The sequence below is a fragment of the Alteromonas portus genome (assembly GCF_005117025.1).
Taxonomy (GTDB): Bacteria; Pseudomonadota; Gammaproteobacteria; order Enterobacterales; family Alteromonadaceae; genus Alteromonas; species Alteromonas portus.
The window spans coordinates 434,078-450,871 of record NZ_SWCO01000001.1; the positions used below are offsets into that span (position 1 = coordinate 434,078).

At 43.3% G+C, this 16,794-nt stretch carries 16 protein-coding genes; 6 read left to right on the forward strand and 10 right to left on the reverse strand.

Annotated elements, in window-relative coordinates; genetic code table 11:
- Window positions 1–20: 20 nt before the first annotated feature.
- The 5 genes from E5672_RS01805 to queF form a co-directional block, all read right to left on the reverse strand.
- On the reverse strand, window positions 21–1,631 hold the full coding sequence (locus E5672_RS01805) for a histidine kinase (RefSeq protein WP_136780661.1): 1,611 nt from the start codon (window positions 1,629–1,631) through the stop codon (window positions 21–23).
- An 11-nt stretch (window positions 1,632–1,642) separates the two neighbouring features.
- Window positions 1,643–2,017, reverse strand: coding sequence for a DUF3192 domain-containing protein (locus tag E5672_RS01810; protein WP_118490079.1), 375 nt, complete (start codon window positions 2,015–2,017; stop codon window positions 1,643–1,645).
- A gap of 196 nt (window positions 2,018–2,213) precedes the next feature.
- A complete protein-coding gene (gene ppnN, locus E5672_RS01815; RefSeq protein ID WP_136780662.1) occupies window positions 2,214–3,575 on the reverse strand; it encodes a nucleotide 5'-monophosphate nucleosidase PpnN in 1,362 nt (453 codons plus the stop codon).
- A gap of 11 nt (window positions 3,576–3,586) precedes the next feature.
- Window positions 3,587–5,143 carry a diguanylate cyclase gene (locus tag E5672_RS01820; protein WP_136780663.1) on the reverse strand — a complete coding sequence of 519 codons (1,557 nt, stop codon included), beginning with the start codon at window positions 5,141–5,143 and terminating at the stop codon, window positions 3,587–3,589.
- Between the two features lie 74 nt (window positions 5,144–5,217).
- Window positions 5,218–6,078: an NADPH-dependent 7-cyano-7-deazaguanine reductase QueF gene (queF, locus tag E5672_RS01825; RefSeq protein WP_136780664.1), complete on the reverse strand. Its 861-nt coding sequence runs from the start codon at window positions 6,076–6,078 to the stop codon at window positions 5,218–5,220.
- A 144-nt stretch (window positions 6,079–6,222) separates the two neighbouring features.
- Between queF and syd the strand changes: the two genes are divergently transcribed.
- Window positions 6,223–6,765 (forward strand): SecY-interacting protein, encoded by a 543-nt coding sequence (syd, locus tag E5672_RS01830; RefSeq protein WP_136780665.1) that lies wholly within the window; start codon window positions 6,223–6,225, stop codon window positions 6,763–6,765.
- Between the two features lie 60 nt (window positions 6,766–6,825).
- Here syd and E5672_RS01835 read toward each other — a convergent pair whose 3' ends face one another.
- Entirely contained in the window at window positions 6,826–7,137 is a 312-nt protein-coding gene (locus tag E5672_RS01835) for a hypothetical protein (protein ID WP_136780666.1), read from the reverse strand.
- A 298-nt stretch (window positions 7,138–7,435) separates the two neighbouring features.
- On the opposite strand from E5672_RS01835, the gene E5672_RS01840 reads away from it, so the two are divergent.
- Both E5672_RS01840 and E5672_RS01845 read left to right on the forward strand, forming a co-directional pair.
- A complete protein-coding gene (locus E5672_RS01840) occupies window positions 7,436–7,801 on the forward strand; it encodes a DUF3192 domain-containing protein (protein ID WP_136780667.1) in 366 nt (121 codons plus the stop codon).
- 221 nt (window positions 7,802–8,022) lie between these two features.
- On the forward strand, window positions 8,023–8,670 hold the full coding sequence (locus tag E5672_RS01845; protein WP_136780668.1) for a GNAT family N-acetyltransferase: 648 nt from the start codon (window positions 8,023–8,025) through the stop codon (window positions 8,668–8,670).
- A 951-nt stretch (window positions 8,671–9,621) separates the two neighbouring features.
- On the opposite strand, the gene E5672_RS01850 is transcribed toward E5672_RS01845, so the two are convergent.
- Window positions 9,622–9,924 (reverse strand): DUF3301 domain-containing protein, encoded by a 303-nt coding sequence (locus E5672_RS01850; RefSeq protein ID WP_136780669.1) that lies wholly within the window; start codon window positions 9,922–9,924, stop codon window positions 9,622–9,624.
- A complete protein-coding gene (locus E5672_RS01855; RefSeq protein ID WP_136780670.1) occupies window positions 9,925–10,974 on the reverse strand; it encodes a DUF3549 family protein in 1,050 nt (349 codons plus the stop codon). It abuts the gene before it with no gap.
- Window positions 10,975–11,181: 207 nt separating this feature from the next.
- On the opposite strand from E5672_RS01855, the gene E5672_RS01860 reads away from it, so the two are divergent.
- The 3 genes from E5672_RS01860 to E5672_RS01870 all read left to right on the forward strand — a co-directional run bounded on the left by E5672_RS01860 (window position 11,182) and on the right by E5672_RS01870 (window position 12,874).
- Window positions 11,182–11,526 carry a YqcC family protein gene (locus tag E5672_RS01860; RefSeq protein WP_240692134.1) on the forward strand — a complete coding sequence of 115 codons (345 nt, stop codon included), beginning with the start codon at window positions 11,182–11,184 and terminating at the stop codon, window positions 11,524–11,526.
- Window positions 11,519–12,358 carry a tRNA pseudouridine(65) synthase TruC gene (gene truC / locus E5672_RS01865; protein WP_136781036.1) on the forward strand — a complete coding sequence of 280 codons (840 nt, stop codon included), beginning with the start codon at window positions 11,519–11,521 and terminating at the stop codon, window positions 12,356–12,358. The genes E5672_RS01860 and truC overlap by 8 nt, the downstream gene beginning before the upstream one ends.
- A 66-nt stretch (window positions 12,359–12,424) precedes the next feature.
- Window positions 12,425–12,874 carry a flavodoxin gene (locus E5672_RS01870; protein ID WP_061484989.1) on the forward strand — a complete coding sequence of 150 codons (450 nt, stop codon included), beginning with the start codon at window positions 12,425–12,427 and terminating at the stop codon, window positions 12,872–12,874.
- A 130-nt stretch (window positions 12,875–13,004) separates the two neighbouring features.
- Here E5672_RS01870 and dapD read toward each other — a convergent pair whose 3' ends face one another.
- Both dapD and glnD read right to left on the reverse strand, forming a co-directional pair.
- Entirely contained in the window at window positions 13,005–13,829 is an 825-nt protein-coding gene (gene dapD, locus E5672_RS01875) for a 2,3,4,5-tetrahydropyridine-2,6-dicarboxylate N-succinyltransferase (protein WP_014948549.1), read from the reverse strand.
- Complete coding sequence (gene glnD / locus E5672_RS01880; protein ID WP_136780671.1) at window positions 13,826–16,477, reverse strand: [protein-PII] uridylyltransferase; 2,652 nt, start codon at window positions 16,475–16,477, stop codon at window positions 13,826–13,828. The genes dapD and glnD overlap by 4 nt, the downstream gene beginning before the upstream one ends.
- Window positions 16,478–16,794: the final 317 nt, after the last annotated feature.

Here is a 16,794-nt window from a genome sequence, read left to right on the forward strand (position 1 = left end):
CTATAAAAGGCTTACAGGCGTTATACGGGCAGGGGGCAAAAAAGTAAGTGTCCATTGGATTCAAGTGCAACAGTAATTTCTTCCCGTTGAATACCAAGAATAGTTAAAAGCGTCTTTATCTTGATATCTTGAAGCAGCGAATACACATCTTGATTAAATAAACAGGCTTTTGCCAGCGCAAAGCTTAACACCATAATCGCCTGCTCTTTTTGAATTGATTTTGGAACCTCTGAGGTTAATTTCCCACATTGATGTATAACCGCTCTCCATGTGGAACTTTGATGCCAGCTACCGGCAAGTTCGCTAGCTATCGCAAGCCATTGCGTGTCAGTTTTTACCTTAAATGCGTTGTTAATTGAAACTGTTTTGGTAAGGTCGACAGGCAAGGATTGAGACACTTTGAAACCGGGAAGAGTGAACAGCGGAGTGCAAATAAAGGTCATTGTTAGAGCTGCCGATTGTGGCGTAAATTTGGACTCTATAATTTGAGCAAAATGGCTTGCAAATGAGCAAGCAAGCAGCGTCATTTGCTTACACATTCCTATTAGAGGAAATTGGTGTTGTGTTAGCCGTTCTATCAAAGCAAACTGAATAAGCATATCACCCACGCGCTCTATACCGTAAGTTAGTACCGCCTGCTTAATGCTCTTTACTGGCAACTGCAGTCTGTTGTCCTGACTCGCAGTGTGAATTAAGAAGTGATTAAAGGTGGGCACTTTTTCAATTTTTTCACACAGCTGTTCAATAACGACATCCCGCTTCTGTAACTCATCGATAATCGTAATAAGTGCTTTTGGAGGGTGTTGTATTGCAAATGTGTGCGGTAGAAACGGTGTTCCACCTTGATTCACTCTTGCTTGGGCGGTATCTGTGTATAGCGCAACAAAGTGTTCAAACGGGAGTGAGAGAGGAACGGGAGCGCGAATAGACGATAAAGGAAGCCATTTGCCATCTTCATCGCCGTTACTAAGCATGAAAACAAAGCCATGGTGTTGCTGAATGTCCACCAACGCACCGGGTACGCCCTCAGCATAGACTTTTGCGCCGGGAAGTAATTCTTCGAAAAGGGGGATAAGCGCTGAAAAGTGGTGCCTATGATGCGCGGGTAGGCGACAAGTCACTAGCGAAAACACGGTTTTGTAGTCAGCCTTTTTTGCTTCTTTGGCGAAAATACCTGCTAGAAGACAAAGTCTCTGTGCTAAATTGAGCCGATTATCTGTCACATAGTTAGCTTGCTTTTCAGTCTGAAACGCTTTTAACAACTTTATTGTATCTAACCAAATTGCCAGATTGTGCTTACGTAAAAAGCGAAGCACGTCTGGAATATTGTCGCGAGGGGTATTGCTGTTCGATATCCATAGGGTGGCGAGCATAGATGCGAGAACGTGCTGTAAATAATGGTCGTTGAACCGGCATAGCTTACCGAACAACGCGAGCAGTAGAAGTTGTTGTGTACCTTTAGGTAAGTCATTATCGATGTGTAACGTCGCGGCAGCGAGCGCGGGATTGGCGTTAACCAACGTCAGAATTCGTTTTGCGTTTTTTAACCAATGATTGATACGCTGTTCGACCGATAGCTCAGTCTCGCCTAAGTGTATGAGGCGTTTAAGCGTGGAAATGATGTCGGTCACTCCCCATCCCTTTAACTTTTCTGGTAGCTGGAGTAAGCCCCTTCACCCCATGCAATGAGTTTGTCATTCTCAAATAATAAAGGCGTGCATTCATCTTGTGTCGTTAATCCATCAGCGCGCACATGTTGAGTTCTAAAAAACATAACCTGAATTGCTGTAGTACCTTGCCGTTTAGCTTCTGTGATATCGGGTGAGCCTAGCAAAGCAAGCACTTCTTCTCGGGTACTGCCCAATTTTAATTTAGTGATTTGAACGCGGTTGTATTCTTCACGGTCTTTCCAATCCATATTTTCAGGCTTATCGGGATAAAAAGCGATAACCATAAAAACAAACACCGCATATAAAGCGACGCCAGCTAAAATTAGACGAATAACCTTGGTATTCATGACCGTTACTTCTCGTTTTCTATACTCAAATGTTAGTGAGGAATATTGGTTTCAAAAGCATGAGCAATTGACAAAGGAAGCTCGCAGCACGTAACATTTTTTCGTTTTAATACACTCTAGGTAAGTGTACCTTAAAATGCCTATTAAACATAAGTAGTAAACGTAAGCAAATGCGTCGCCAATAATTCGGCTTTTTTTAGCTATTTTTCACGACATAGCAAGGTTCATAAGCACTACCTGGAAGCTTCATTCGATGTTGTTTTACAAATGACTCTAGTAATGTGTCAACTTTTTCCATGAGGGCACTATCGCCCGTAAGCTCAAAAGGGCCGTGCTTTTTAATTTGAGCAATACCCTCAGCTTTTACGTTTCCAGCCACAATGCCAGAAAATGCTTTGCGTAGATTAGCAGCAAGATCACTTTTGCTCTGGTCTGAGTGCAGCTGAAGCGCAGCCATACTTTCATGGGTAGGAATAAAGGGCTGTTGGAAATCCTGCTCAATCTTTAATGACCAATTAAAGCTAAATGCATCACCCATTGCACCTCTGAATTTCTTTACTTTTTCAAGCTGTTTACTCATGGTACGTGCGACTTCTTCAGGGTCATTCACGATGATTTGGTATTTTGCTTGAGCTTCAGGACCTAACGTAGCCCCAACAAAAGCGTCAATGGCTTCAAAATATTCTTCGCTGCCTGCTGGCCCGGTTAAAATGAAGGGGAAAGGTTGCTGTGCGTTGCGTTCATTCATTAAAATGCCGAGCAGATAAAGTAACTCTTCGGCAGTGCCTACACCACCTGGGAATACGATAATTCCATGCCCGAGTCTAACGAAGGCTTCTAATCGTTTTTCAATATCAGGCATAATAATGAGTTCGTTTACAATAGCATTGGGCGGTTCTGCAGCAATAATACTAGGTTCAGAAATGCCAATGTAACGACCTGTCTTGTGGCGCTGCTTGGCGTGGCCAATGGTGGCGCCTTTCATTGGGCCTTTCATTGCACCGGGTCCACAGCCCGTGCAAATATTCATATCGCGCAGACCGAGCTGATAACCCACTTCTTTTGTGTATTTATACTCAACTTGATTGATGGAATGGCCGCCCCAGCAGACAATTGTGTTTACGCCATCGTTGCCCTCGAGCGCTTTAGCGTGGCGTAGCATATCAAACACCATGTCAGTGATGTCGTTACCTTCAGCCGGTGCGGTTTGATGAAGAAATGCGTACTTATTACCCATGTAAAGCAAATCGCGTAGGACCGCAAATAGATGTTCGTGCACTCCACGAACGAGTTTTTCGTCAACGAAAGCCACTTCAGGAGGGTTCACCAGTTCGATTTTTACGCCTCGTTCACGACGAATGAGTTTTATTTCAAAATTTTCATAAGGAGCAAAAAGTGCTTCGAAATTGTCTTCGTCAACGCCGCTGTTCAATACTGCAAGGCAACAGTTTCTGAACATAGCAAAGAGCTCGCTGTTAGTGGCGTCTTGAAGGCGAGAAACTTCTACTTGTGATAGCTGGCTCATCCAGCCAACAGGGTTAAGCTGCACTTTCTTCATATTTTTACTTCCTATAAGTCAGTGCTTAAATCAGTGACTACGAGGTTGCGGCCGTTCCGTTTTGCTTTATAGAGATACTCATCGGCGCGTTCGAAAACCGTTTCGGTAGTGTCATTGTCATTGAAACAGGTTGCGCCAAAAGATGCGGTGATTCTTACTTTTTCTTGCTTGAATTTAAACGGCATTGCAGCAAGTTTAGTTCTAACTTCATTAAGCTTTTCATCTATATCTGCCATCTGCGCCTGAGGCAGTAGCATTACAAACTCTTCTCCTCCCCATCTAGCAATAAAATCATTTTCGGACAAACTTTGTTTTAAGAATTTACTCACTACCTGAAGGGTTTTATCGCCTGCTGCGTGCCCGAATCTATCGTTGATTGACTTAAAATGATCAATATCCACAACGGCAACCGCAAGCAAGTCACCATTTTCTTTAAACTTGGTGAAAGCGGCTTCTAGTCTCTCATTATAGGCTTGTCTGTTAGGCAGCCGAGTGAGTGGGTCGGTACGGCTTTGCATCGCTTGTTCAGCCAGTTTCTTTTTATAAACGCTGGTTTGTTGCTGAAGTGTATCTATTCGCGATTGCATAGAGGAAAGTAACGCCATTAATGCTTCTTGACCCTGCTGATCATTACTTTGTTGCTCGCTTAACGTGCTTACGAGTTTCTCTACACGAAACTGTGTCTGCTCTTTAAGTGCTTCTAGGGAACTGCTTTCCGATACGGCTTCTTCTATATGGATGATGTCACGTTTAAGCTGCTCATTACCCGCTTGGCGCTGCTCGAATTGGGCTTGGCTACCTTGGATCGTATTGCTGACGTCGCTACTCACTTCACCCAATGAACGGTGCAGGCTCTGAATTACTTTTCCAGTTAAGCTCGCCTCTGACATCGCGTCTTGAACGATCATGCGTAAAATTACCACGCAGCTTTTAAGCAGCTGGTCTTCATCCATGCCTTCATCTAGTCGTTGCTTTATATCATTGAGCTGCTGATCATTAGGTTTTTTTTGCGCATAAGAAGCAATAAGGTGATTTAGCTCAACCAAAATAGATCGGTAATGAGGGTTATCATCTTTAATTGAGCGGGGCGAAGTACCCTCTTTGCCATCAAGCTCAGTTTTTGTGGTTTCGGGGGGCTCTAGACCAACCATTTCTTTGTTAAGCGCGATGCGGTGAAGTGCTATGGCTTTAGCGTAGAGTTTATAAATACTGAAAATATCACTTACAGGTTGATTTAACTTTATCAGTTCCTGTGTGGTTAACCCTTTTAATTCAGTATCTTCAAATACAATTTTCTGTAGTTGTTTCATTGCATCTTCTAACGATGACACGGTATCAACACTGTATTTTCTGAGGGTTATTTCTTGATGCTGAAGTGATTTGTTGAGTTTCTCTATGCTGACAGCGGCAAGACTAAAATTAGGTGTGCCGGAGAGGTGACCCCGCAACACCTTAAGTTCAGAATCGATCTTATCCGAGAAACCCTCATAAAAAGCAGAGAGCTTCACAATAAACTGACAAAGAAGCGCGTTATTTTGTTTTAGGGTTTGTAATTGTTTTGCTTCCATAACCTCGTCTTTATTCAAATTCGCTATCACCGCCGCGGCTTAGTTAGCATTGGTATCTATACTTCACCGTGATATTACTGACGTGCTTGACGATGATTTGCATAAGGCGCTTCAAAATTTGAGCGGAAAGGGTTGATATCTAAACCGCCTCGTCGCGTGTAACGCGCGCATACTGTTAGCTTTTCTGGCTGGCAGTGCTGCATGATGTCGTTGTAGATACGCTCAACGCATTGCTCATGGAACTCGTTGTGTTGCCTAAAGCTAATCAGATATCTCAAAAGCCCTTCGTGTTCAATCGCATTTCCCTTGTACCTTATTTGAATACTAGCCCAATCTGGCTGACTTGTGATTAAACAATTAGATTTAAGCAAATGTGATACAAGTGTTTCTTCAACTGCTGCTTCATTTTTCGAAACAGTCAAATATTGAGTGTTTGGAGAGTATTGATCGATCTCTACATCAAGGTTATCTAACAAGGTCCCGGTAAATTCTTGGAACTGGAGCGAGGAAAATTGCTCTGGAAGGATTAGCTTTACCTCAACAGGCTCTCCAGCGCAGGCTGATAAGTCGGCTTGTAGTACTTGCAGTACGTCCTCTGCCGAAGCAAACTTTGTTTGATTGAAGCTATTCAAATACAGTTTGAACGACTTTGATTCAATTAGATTCTTCGAAGTAATGGGGACATGGCACTCTAAAATTGCCACATTAGGTTTACCCTTGAGATTAAGCCAAGATAGCTCGTATCCCGTCCAGGTATCTATGCCATCAAAAGGTAAACCTGATCCCGCCAAGTTTAACGTATCACGACTTAAACTGCGTGGAACGCCTTGTAACAGGCCAGGATTATATTCAAATTCATAGTCAACCTGTTTACCCAAAGAGAGGTCATCAGGTGCAGAGATAGTAATTTTTTGAGGTGAGTTGTCTGTCGACATAAGAACCTTTATCCATCTACTAGGGGTTTAAATTGGTGAACGGCAACAGCGACAACAATCGCACCGCACAGTAGAAACAACCCCAGTATTGACTTAACTGTTTAGTTGTATAGTGTACCTCAAAAATACGCAGGTAATGTCAAAATGGCTCTAACAATTTCAGTACAATTAGATAAATTTGTATCATCTTATGTCGAACAAGCCGAGAGTGAGGGGCTTACGATAGCTTTTGATAGTGAGTGGCCCTCGCCGTGCTATGAGACGACGGCGCAAAACGGTGAGCTTGTTAGATGGTCTCCTAGGCTTCAATCGCCTTCGCAGTCTTTCAGTAATGTTGAAGAGGCATTATCGCTAAAGCTGAATCCAGACTACTGCGAGTATTTTACTCGTTACTACAGCGATAATTTAAAAGCTAATGCCCCGCAAGGTCGTTGTGAGTTACTTCAAGTTTTTAATACCGAAGATTTTGAAAGATTGCAGCAAAACTTGATTGGACACTTGCTGATGAAGCAAAGACTTAATCAAGCGCCTACGTTGTTTTTTGGCTTAACCGACGAAGAAGATTTTATATTAACCGTTGTCAATGAAAGTGGCGAAGTGGCACTCGAACAAGTAGGCAGAGAGCCTGCCAAAATTCTTGCGCCATCGCTGGCGGTGTTTCTTGACCAGCTTACGCCTGATATATAACGTTCACGCTTTGAGCGATGTTAATCAGACCCAAAAATAACCGGCCTGTAAGATTAAAAGCTATTGAGCGTTACTAATTTGATGTAGCGCTCGCTTCAACTCCGCCACTTCTTTTTCTAACGCCTCTACCCGTGCATGCAAATTGACTGACTTATCTGTTGTGGGGATAGGGTTTTGTTGCGATACGTTTCCTTCACTAGGTACATCTAACGCTGGTTTTTGTGCGTTAAAGCGTTTGATCGCTTCAATAGCTTCGGTTACCGATACTTTAAAGGGAGCTTTTGCACGTAAAATGCCTACGGACGGTGTTTTTCCTTCTTGATGCATTTGTAGGCATAACACGTGAAGTTGCTGCAGGTTAGTGTTGTTCATAATACTAAAATGGTTCAAAGTCGTGAATAGTAGCAGTGTAGCCTGTCTACGTAGTCAATTTCACTAATAAGTTACTGATTTCACTATTTTTTAAAGTCTTCGTAGAATGGTGTCATCAAAATAAATATAAAAATCAATTAGTTAACTTTTGGCCTTAATCTTGTTTATTCAGTCATAATTACGTTATCACGCATAAACGCCGTGGTTCTTACGTTTTTGTATTTACGTCTATTCAGTGTCGGTTCACACAGTAGGCGTAGTATCCAATAAAAACAACACACACAATTAAGGAATTCACATGAAAACGGTTCTTCTTTCAGTAGCTTTGGCATCTTCAGTTTTGCTTTCAGGCTGTGTCGTATCAGTAGGTGGCGGTTCAGACAGTCACTATGGTGCTGATTGGGAAGACAGAGAGTTCAACAATCGCAAACATATAGCGAATCTTGAAACAGGGACAAGTTACGAAAGTGTACTAAGAAAAATGGGCGTTGCGGATTTCAACGAACTGTTCGAAAAGCAAGACGGTACATACCGCGTACTTTACTACCGCACACAAAAAACAATGGGCGATGGTATCACCACAAAAGATGAATGCACACCGCTGGTTTTTAGAAACGGCAATTTAGTCGGTTGGGGTGACAGTGCTTATAGTTTGATGCACTAACAAAGAGTTTATTAGGTACTCAATTACAGAAGTAAAGATTACTTAAACTTAAAATGTTAATAATAAGTTAACATGAAGGGGTTTTTCGCGTAGGCTAAAGTTTAATCAGTTTTAGTGGGTGGTTGGCGCAATGGTTGACAGCTGTGCGTTAGTGTCCACTTCTCCCATTTTGTTCAAATGGGAAAATGCAACTATATAACTTTGCGTACAAGGAGCCCCTGATGAATACTGATGCTATTAATAATGCAATAGTCCCCTTGCAAGATACAGTCAAAGCGATTTATCTGTCTGTAGATGATCTCAAAGTTGCTGCCTCTATCCTTTACAATGCGTACGTAGACGACCCATTGTTCATTGATATTTTTCAAGCTGAAAAAGAAGGGTATGAAAGTCGCCTTCGGTCAGCTATTCGTGAAGAACTTAACGCATTTTGGGTTGCAGAGCAGCCTATGATTGGCCTGTTTGAAGATGACAGGCTTATTGCAGTTGCTTGCTTAACCGCCCCTGATGCAGCATTTGGTTCAGGACGTTATTGGCACTGGAGATTGCGAATGCTCTTAACGGCAGGGTTGTTTGGCACTAAACAGATGTTAGAGAAAGAAGAGAAAGTGCGTGCACTTGTACCAGCCGACAATTTTCACATGTTGAGTTTCATTGCAGTACACCCTGACTATCAACATCATGGGCTAGGACATATTTTGCTAGGTGCTATTGATAGTGTGGTAGAAGAAGATGAAAAAAGCGAAGGTGTTTCGGTTTTCGTGACCATAGATAAACATCGCGCTTTTTTTAACGATGACAATTATCAGACTGTTGGTCAACTTGGCCTTTCTCACGTAAAAGGCGAGGTAATGTTCAGGCAGAAATGATGCTTTTTTATTCTAATTAACTTATTCACCGAAACTCCACTAGTAGCATTCCCAATCTTTACACCAAATTTACTACAGCGTTTGTAAGACATTTCTTACAAATGCTGTGAGTGATCTTACCTAATTTTTGCAAGATAGAATTATACAAAAGTATAAAGCGATTGATTTTTAAAGGTTTTCTAAGGATTAGTCAAAAGTCGTACTAAAATCTTTCTTAAATCTCTGTAATTCAATATGGCGGTAATAATTGGAAGGGATACTATGAACATGTCACAAGGAAACACGACGAGTCACGGATTGAGTCACGGTTCATCAATGGAATAAGTTAGGACAACTTAAGGATGAGACTCTCACAAGGCGGTGAGTAAAGGGAAAGGAACGCAGATAGGACACTGCATTAACAGGACGTTAGAAACGGATTTTAAGGATTCAAGGAAATTCAGGGACGAAGTAGGTGATAGGAAATCACATACAGGACGTAGCAGGGAAAAACGGACAAGAGCTAGCACGGAGCTAGAGGCAAGGAGCCAACGGCAGGAGCGCCATCAAGGAATTTCTAGTTTGCATGGACGAGCAAACCAAGGATGAAAGAAGGACATGCTAACGGATTAGCAAAGCTGTAGCAGGATGTGCAGCGAAAAATGGAACGAAGGAAGGGATCGTCAGCGGAGCCTGACAAGGACAGCCTCAGGATGAGGAACACTGCATGTAGGATGTGCAGTAATTTAGGAAAAAGGGAAAGGGACCTACGCATGGAAGTGTAGCTCGCACAGGAAGGCGCGAGAGTAGATGGAAAGGGGCGTATACGGATTTTAATCGGGAAGATTTTAGTCGCAAAGGATCGCGGAGAAGGATACTCAAAATTCCAGGAAAAAGGGGAGCCGTTAGGTTCCCCTTTTTTTTGAATTTTTGGAGTGGTTTAAAAGCCTAAGTGCATTCGGATATATTAGCTCATACCCTATGCGGTGGCACCTCTGTTCGCATAACACTTACACCTATTAACTCTACTTCTCCGGCATATCTGTCCTCGCCATTACTTGAAAATTCAAAATTGAATAAGCTGTGCCAGTCTGGTTTACCATATTTAAACGAGAACCGAGTTTTTGCTCTTGCCACGCTCAACAACTGCAAACCATGTTTATCGCAGTATTGTTTTAGGTAAGCGTTTGTTCGTTCAGAAATAGCCCGTATGCGCCAAAACTGATAGCCAGTAAACCCAATAACTAGCCACACTACTAACTCGAGTAACGTCATTTACTTTCTCGCTTGTGCAAATAATTGTTGAAATGCATTACTGAGGATCTGTGAGTTAGCATTGGAATGCAGAAGTGTTAACACTTGTCTACGCAATTTAGGGACTTGTACTAAGTCTGAAAAGAACCCCGCGAATAAGGCCCCTTTATGTCCCTCTTTTTCATCAACGGTTGCCGCCTGCTCTAAGAAGGCACTAAGCAATAGCGGTTCCATTTGCTCGAAATGACGTGCTGCAATAACGCTTAAAATATCAAGTCTCTGCGACTTTTCGCTTTTTAATAGGCTAAGCAGTTTGTTATTGATGTCTGGGTTAAAGGTTCCTTCTGACGAGCCGCGCAGTGCCGCTAAATTGATCTCATCATCTTTGTCTATCTCAATTAAATACGCCGCCAATAAATTTTCAGGCAGAGAAACACTTTCGCTCATTTCCATCAAGGTGTTGAGAAAAACCGCTGAGTAGAGTGATGCATTGGTTTCAATTGCACGTGCTAACACGTCTCGTTTGTGATGAGCACCAAGACTATGTACAAAGTCAGCCACGCTTTGCATGGATATTTGCTGCCAGTCAACCAGTTGTGGGGCTTGAATGTAGGCCTCAACTTTCTGCGCCTCTTCACTTAAAGGTTGGTTTAGGGTGCGTTTAACTAGTGCGTTAAATTGAGCGAGCTGCGATTGATTGGGAACAAACGAATAAGGATTATCAGGCAGAGTTTGCGCGTTTTCAGTATCTTCAGCAACAGACTGCCCTAGTGCATCAACAATAATCTCTAGAAAATGATTTCTTGCTGCGGCAACCACTAAGCCTTGCTCATCAAGCGGCAGTTTCACAAACCAAATATAGTGTTGCGTAGATGCGTTCTTGTTCCAGAAAACGATGCCAAACCACGCGTGCTGCTGACGTGGGAAGGGCGCGTAAGCACTGCCGTTTTCTATTTCTAGAAAAGTCTGACTATCGGTGGGTTCAAGGCGACGACCTAGATCAAATACCTGGTATTCAGTGCCTGCATGTAACAAAAACTCGCTGATAGAATTAATACTGTTAGCGCTCATAACTCGTTCCAAAATACTGCTTTAATCAAAATTTGTCAGTGGGCAAATCTATGTATGGGGACTTCTATGAGTGACCGCCAACAAATACAAGTAATGGTATCACAGCAGATGAATTTCAACGATAAGACACGCAGACTTATGTTGACCTTAAGCCCCTGATATACTGCGCGCTTCAAAATTAAAGCGTTTGTGAATTGGGAAGAGGATGTGATTAAAACGAATAGCACTCATCGCATAGCATTAAGTAAAGCATTGATACAATTAGAAACAGGCATGTATCAGGATGGCATTTGGCCAAATGAAGAGCCTGCGGAACACGACCTAAAAAATGCTATGGAAAGTGCGGTTCCTTTTGCGGTCGACTGTTTAGCGTTTGAGAGTTGGTTGGCTTTTATTTTTATTCCAAAAATGCGCGTTTTGTTGACACATGAACAGCCTCTACCGCCTATGCAAATTACGCCTGCAGCAGAAATATACCTATCATCAGCGAATCAGCGCACCCTGTCTCAGCTACAAAGAATTGATAACATTGCCAATGGAAACATTGGTTGAGCAAACACAACGCACTATGAAGAACGATTTAAAAGGCCAATTAACTGTGCATTCAGATGAGCAAATAATAGGAAAGACGAGCGTTGGTGAGGAAGGTCGTGTTAACGCTCTTCATTTACCTGTGTTGTACCAAGATGAACACATCATTGCGATTGAGAAGCCGCCAGGCCTATTAGTGCATAGAAGCCCGATTGATAGACACGAAACTGTGTTTGCGGTGCAGACACTTCGAGATCAAATAGGTCAGCACGTTTACCCAGCTCACCGATTAGACCGACCCACATCAGGCGTGCTGGTGTTTAGCTTTAGCTCAGAAATTGCAGCAAAGCTTGGGCAGCAGATGATGGACAAGCAGGTGGTTAAGGCATATCACGCTATTGTTCGAGGTTTTGTGCACCACACCGGTTATATCGATTACGCCCTAAAATACCGCTACGACAAAATTGCCGACAAGCATAAGCGCCCGCAACAACCGCCACAACCCGCGTCAACCATGTATCAGTCTGTAGCAAAATTTGAAGTGCCTGAGCCAGTGGGCAAATACCAAAGTGCACGATATTCGCTAGTAAAGCTTTTTCCTAGTACCGGACGAAAACATCAGCTTCGTAGACACATGGTTCACATTCGTCACCCTATTATCGGCGACACAACACACGGGGACGGTAAACAAAACAAATTCGCCAAGCAGCACTTTAATTTTAATAATTTGGCCTTAAGTTGTACTCATATGGGCTTTTCTCATCCTGTCACTGGAAAGTGGGTAACGATTAATTCACAGATGCACAGTGAAATGCGACTATGGCTCGAAAAATTAGCGCCGTTTTGCGTTTAGGTTGATAAAATAGTAAGAATTTCCGCCTGTCGACAAAGGCGACGATCATTGGTTTAAGAGGTAAAAATGGCAACATTGAAAATTATTGCGGGTACAGTTTACGGCAATGCGCAACACGTAGCTGAGCAGGTGGAAGAGAACTTAGCTGAACAGGGCGTGGATTGCTCACTAGAAAGCGACCCGTCGGTTGCTGATTTTACTGATGCTGACGCACTTTTGATCATTACCTCTACAACAGGGCAGGGCGATGTACCACCAAACCTTGAGTTTGTGTTTTCAGATCTGAAAGACGAATCGCCTATGCTAACCGGCAAGCCATTCGCGGTAGCAGCGCTAGGCGATAGCAGCTATGGCGATAGTTTCTGTGGTGCGGGTAAACAGTTTCAAGCGTTACTGACCGAGCTACAAGGTAACGCAGTTGCCGATATGTTAGAAGTTGACGCGATTGAAACCCTAGAGCCCGAAAAAGACGTAGTAGAGTGGGTTAACACCATTAAAGATAAGCTGTTGGCTTAAGTCTTAAAAATGTTGTGGTTAGCAAAAGAAAGAGGCGCATAAGCGCCTCTTTTAGTTTGTGATTCTTTTAGCATGTGGCTCGGCTAATTGAAATTAAGCTGAACCGTTAGCGATACACCTGAAATACTGTTTATTCCACGCCGCGAAGTAGCGCGTTGATACCAACTTTCGCGCGGGTCTTAGCATCTACTTTCTTCACGATGATAGCGGCGTAAAGGCTGTATTTGCCATCTGCGCTTGGCAGGTTGCCCGCCACGACTACTGAACCTGCTGGTACGCGGCCATAGTGAACTTCACCGGTTTCGCGGTCATAAATACGAGTGCTCTGACCGATGTAAACGCCCATTGAAATAACAGAGCCTTCTTCAACAATCACGCCTTCTACAATTTCAGAACGTGCGCCGATAAAGCAGTTGTCTTCAATGATGGTAGGGTTTGCTTGAAGCGGTTCTAATACGCCGCCAATGCCCACGCCACCTGAAAGGTGAACATTCTTACCAATTTGCGCACACGAGCCTACTGTCGCCCATGTATCAACCATGGTGCCTTCGTCTACAAACGCACCAATGTTTACGTAAGAAGGCATAACAACCGCATTCTTGCCTACGAATGTACCCGTACGTACCGCAGCTGGTGGAACAATACGTGCGCCATCAGCCGCAAATTGCTCTGCAGTGTAGTTTGTATACTTAAGCGGTACTTTGTCATAAAACTTACTTTCAGCGCCTTCAATCACGTCGTTATTGTGAAGGCGGAAGAAAAGTAAAACTGCTTTTTTAAGCCATTGATGGACTACCCATTCGCCAGCAATTTTTTCTGCAACGCGCGCTTTGCCTGTGTTCAAAAGGTCAATAGCTTGTGCTACTGCATCTCTTACTTCATCAGGTGCAGATGAAGGGCTAATGCTATCGCGATTTTCGAAGGCGTCTTCAATGATGGCTTTCAATTCATTCATGGTATTGTGATATCTTCAAGTTGATCGAGTTTAAACAGGATACGCTTTTTAAGGTTCACCTGTTGTTCTTGGGTTAATGCTTTGCCAGCCTCATTGCTGACGATAAAAATATCTTCGGCTCGCTCGCCAATAGTGGCAATTTTCGCAAGCTTAAGGGTCATATTGGTATCAACGAATGCGTGACCAATTTTAGCTAAAATGCCCGGAGCGTCCAGGGCTTCTAACTCAATAAGTGTGGCTTCATCGTTGATACTGAAAAAGCGTACCTTAGTAGGTACGTCCAGTTGTTTCATTTGCCGAGGCAATTTACGTTTATTTTCGTGCGAACGCCCCGGCTTTTCAAGTTGGGCAGAAATAGCATTTTCAATGGACGCAATGCGAGACTCTGAGCTTATACGACTGCCGTCATTTTCAAGAATAAGCATGCTATCAAATACATAGCCGTCTCTGGTTACGGTAACGTGGGCGTCATGTATAGAACAGTTGCGACTGTCCAGCACTGAAGCGACTTGCGCAAACAAGGCCTTTCTATCTTTGCCGTAAACAAACACCTCGGTTCCACCTTTGGCGCTGTTATCATTGGCCTTAACTAACAAACCATCGTGCTCAGGTGTTAGCCATTCATTCTGAGCTTTAATAATTTCATCGGTATGCCATGCAATTTGCGTGGGCTTAAAGCGGACAAAGTAATCGTCGTCCAGACGAGCCCACAAGGCATCAATAGCAACGGATTCAATAGCACGTTCTTGCAAAATTTGCCTTGCCTGGTGCTTGTGAGTGGTTACACGCTCGTTAAGCGTGACTTGGCATTGGAGACCATTGTCTAATGCCTTTTGGGTCATCAAATATAATTCGCGAAGCAAAGATGCTTTCCAGTCGTTCCAAAGATTGTCATTGGTAGCGCGAATATCGGCAAGTGTCAGCGTATAAAGCAAGTTAAGGTGGTTGTGGCTTCTTACCGCACTCGCAAACTCGCTTATAACGTCAGGATCATAAATGTCACGGCGTTGAGCCACGACTGACATTAATAAGTGGTTTTCTACAAGCCATGCAATCATTTCAGCGTCGTCACTAGGAACATCGTGTTGCTGACAAAATTTTGCCACATCTTGGGCACCTAGCGTGGAATGATCGCCATTTCTTCCTTTTGCGATGTCGTGGAAAATGGCTGCGATATAAAGCACTTCTGGTTTATCGAGATTCCTACAAATTCTGCCGCAGCGGGGGAAGTCTTTATTTGCCTTTGAGAAAAAGTAATTTACATGTTTCACTAAACGGTGAGTGTGCTCGTCCACGGTGTAGGCGTGAAACAAGTCAAATTGCATCATGCCAACAATCGCGTCCCACTCAGGAAGATAAGCTTGTAAAATACCGTACTGATGCATGATATCCCATGCAAAATCGAAGAACTCAGGCTGTTTCATTAAGCGCATGAACTTTTCGCGGCAAAGCGGACGCTCTACAAAGTATTCTGCTTCGAAAGCACGGTGAGCATTACGCAGTTGGCGAATACAAATCGTGCTAAGACCTTGTACTTCTGGCGTGTTTGCCACCAAATGCAGAAAATCTAAAATAGCTTCGGGCGAGGAAAATACGGTTTCGTGTCGTGGCGAAATCATATTGTCGAGCAGCTCGAAATCTTCGTTTATGATCACGCTTTTCTGAACGCTTTGGTTCAGCATGTCGTACTTGAAGCGCTGAAGCAGCATTTGACTCAGTTCAGACACCCGCGCCACGGTGCGGAAAAAGTCACGCATCATCTTCTCGACAGACGATTTACCTTCTTCACCATACCCCATCATTTTGGCAACGTCAGGTTGGTAATCAAACAGCAGTCGGTTTTCGCTTCTACCGGCAATTAAGTGCAGTGCACAACGCATCTTCCATAGGTGCATGCGACAGGCAATTAACTCACTGTGTTCTTGCTCGGTAAAGTAACCGTGACCCACTAAGTTCCAGCCGTCGTACTCTTTAAAGTGCTTTTTTGCCACCCAACCAATAGATTGAATATCACGCAGACATCCAGGGTTTTCTTTGATGTTAGGTTCAAGGTTGTAAGCGGTGCCGTTAAATTTGGCGTGGCGCTTTTTCTGCTCGTCATATTTGGCTGAGAAAAACGCTTTGCTCGACCATGAGTTTCGACCGTTAACTTCATCCCACAGTTTATCGAAGGTGGTTTCGCTGCCGCAAAGTAGTCGGCTTTCAACTAAATTGGTCGCTATCGTAATGTCGTCTTTTGCTAGCTTAACGGTTTCTTTGATGGTTCGAACCGATTGGCCAACATCCAATTTTATGTCCCATAAAAGGGTGATAAACATGCCAATTTTTTCTTGTACGTCAGGCTTAAGTTTTTTCTTACTGACGATAAGTAAATCGATGTCGGAATGAGGTTGCAAATGACCACGGCCATAACCGCCAACGGCGCATAGCGATAATTCATCTACAGTATCAAGGCCATATAGCTGCCATAGGTGACAAAGTAACGCATCGACGAATTGTGCGCGACCCGTAACAAGTTGGTTAACTGGCGTAGCGTCGAAGGACTCCGTTATCCAAGTATAACTGGCTTCCACACAGGATTTGATGACGGGGATCTCATCAACAGAACTTATGTTGTCGATATTCTTTATCAGTGATTGCAGCGTCAAAATGCACCTTTGAAATAGACTTCTTTTTAGACGCTAGGAACAATAGCATGAAATGATAGTAGTTCGCAGTATCAAATTCATGCATAAGTTAGGTTGAATTGTGAATATTTATGGTTTTTTGTTATAGCTGTGTAGTGTACTAAATTAGTAGGTTAGAAGGGAGGGCAACACAAAGTTCTAGCCTACAGTTTTAGATACGCAGAGTGGACTGATAAAACGGCTCTCTTCTCCAAAGCCGCTGTGTTGACGTTCCTAACCTTCAAACCTGCGGGCTTGGGTTTTGTCAATAAAGGGGAAAGTAGATGCTTTGAAAGCTG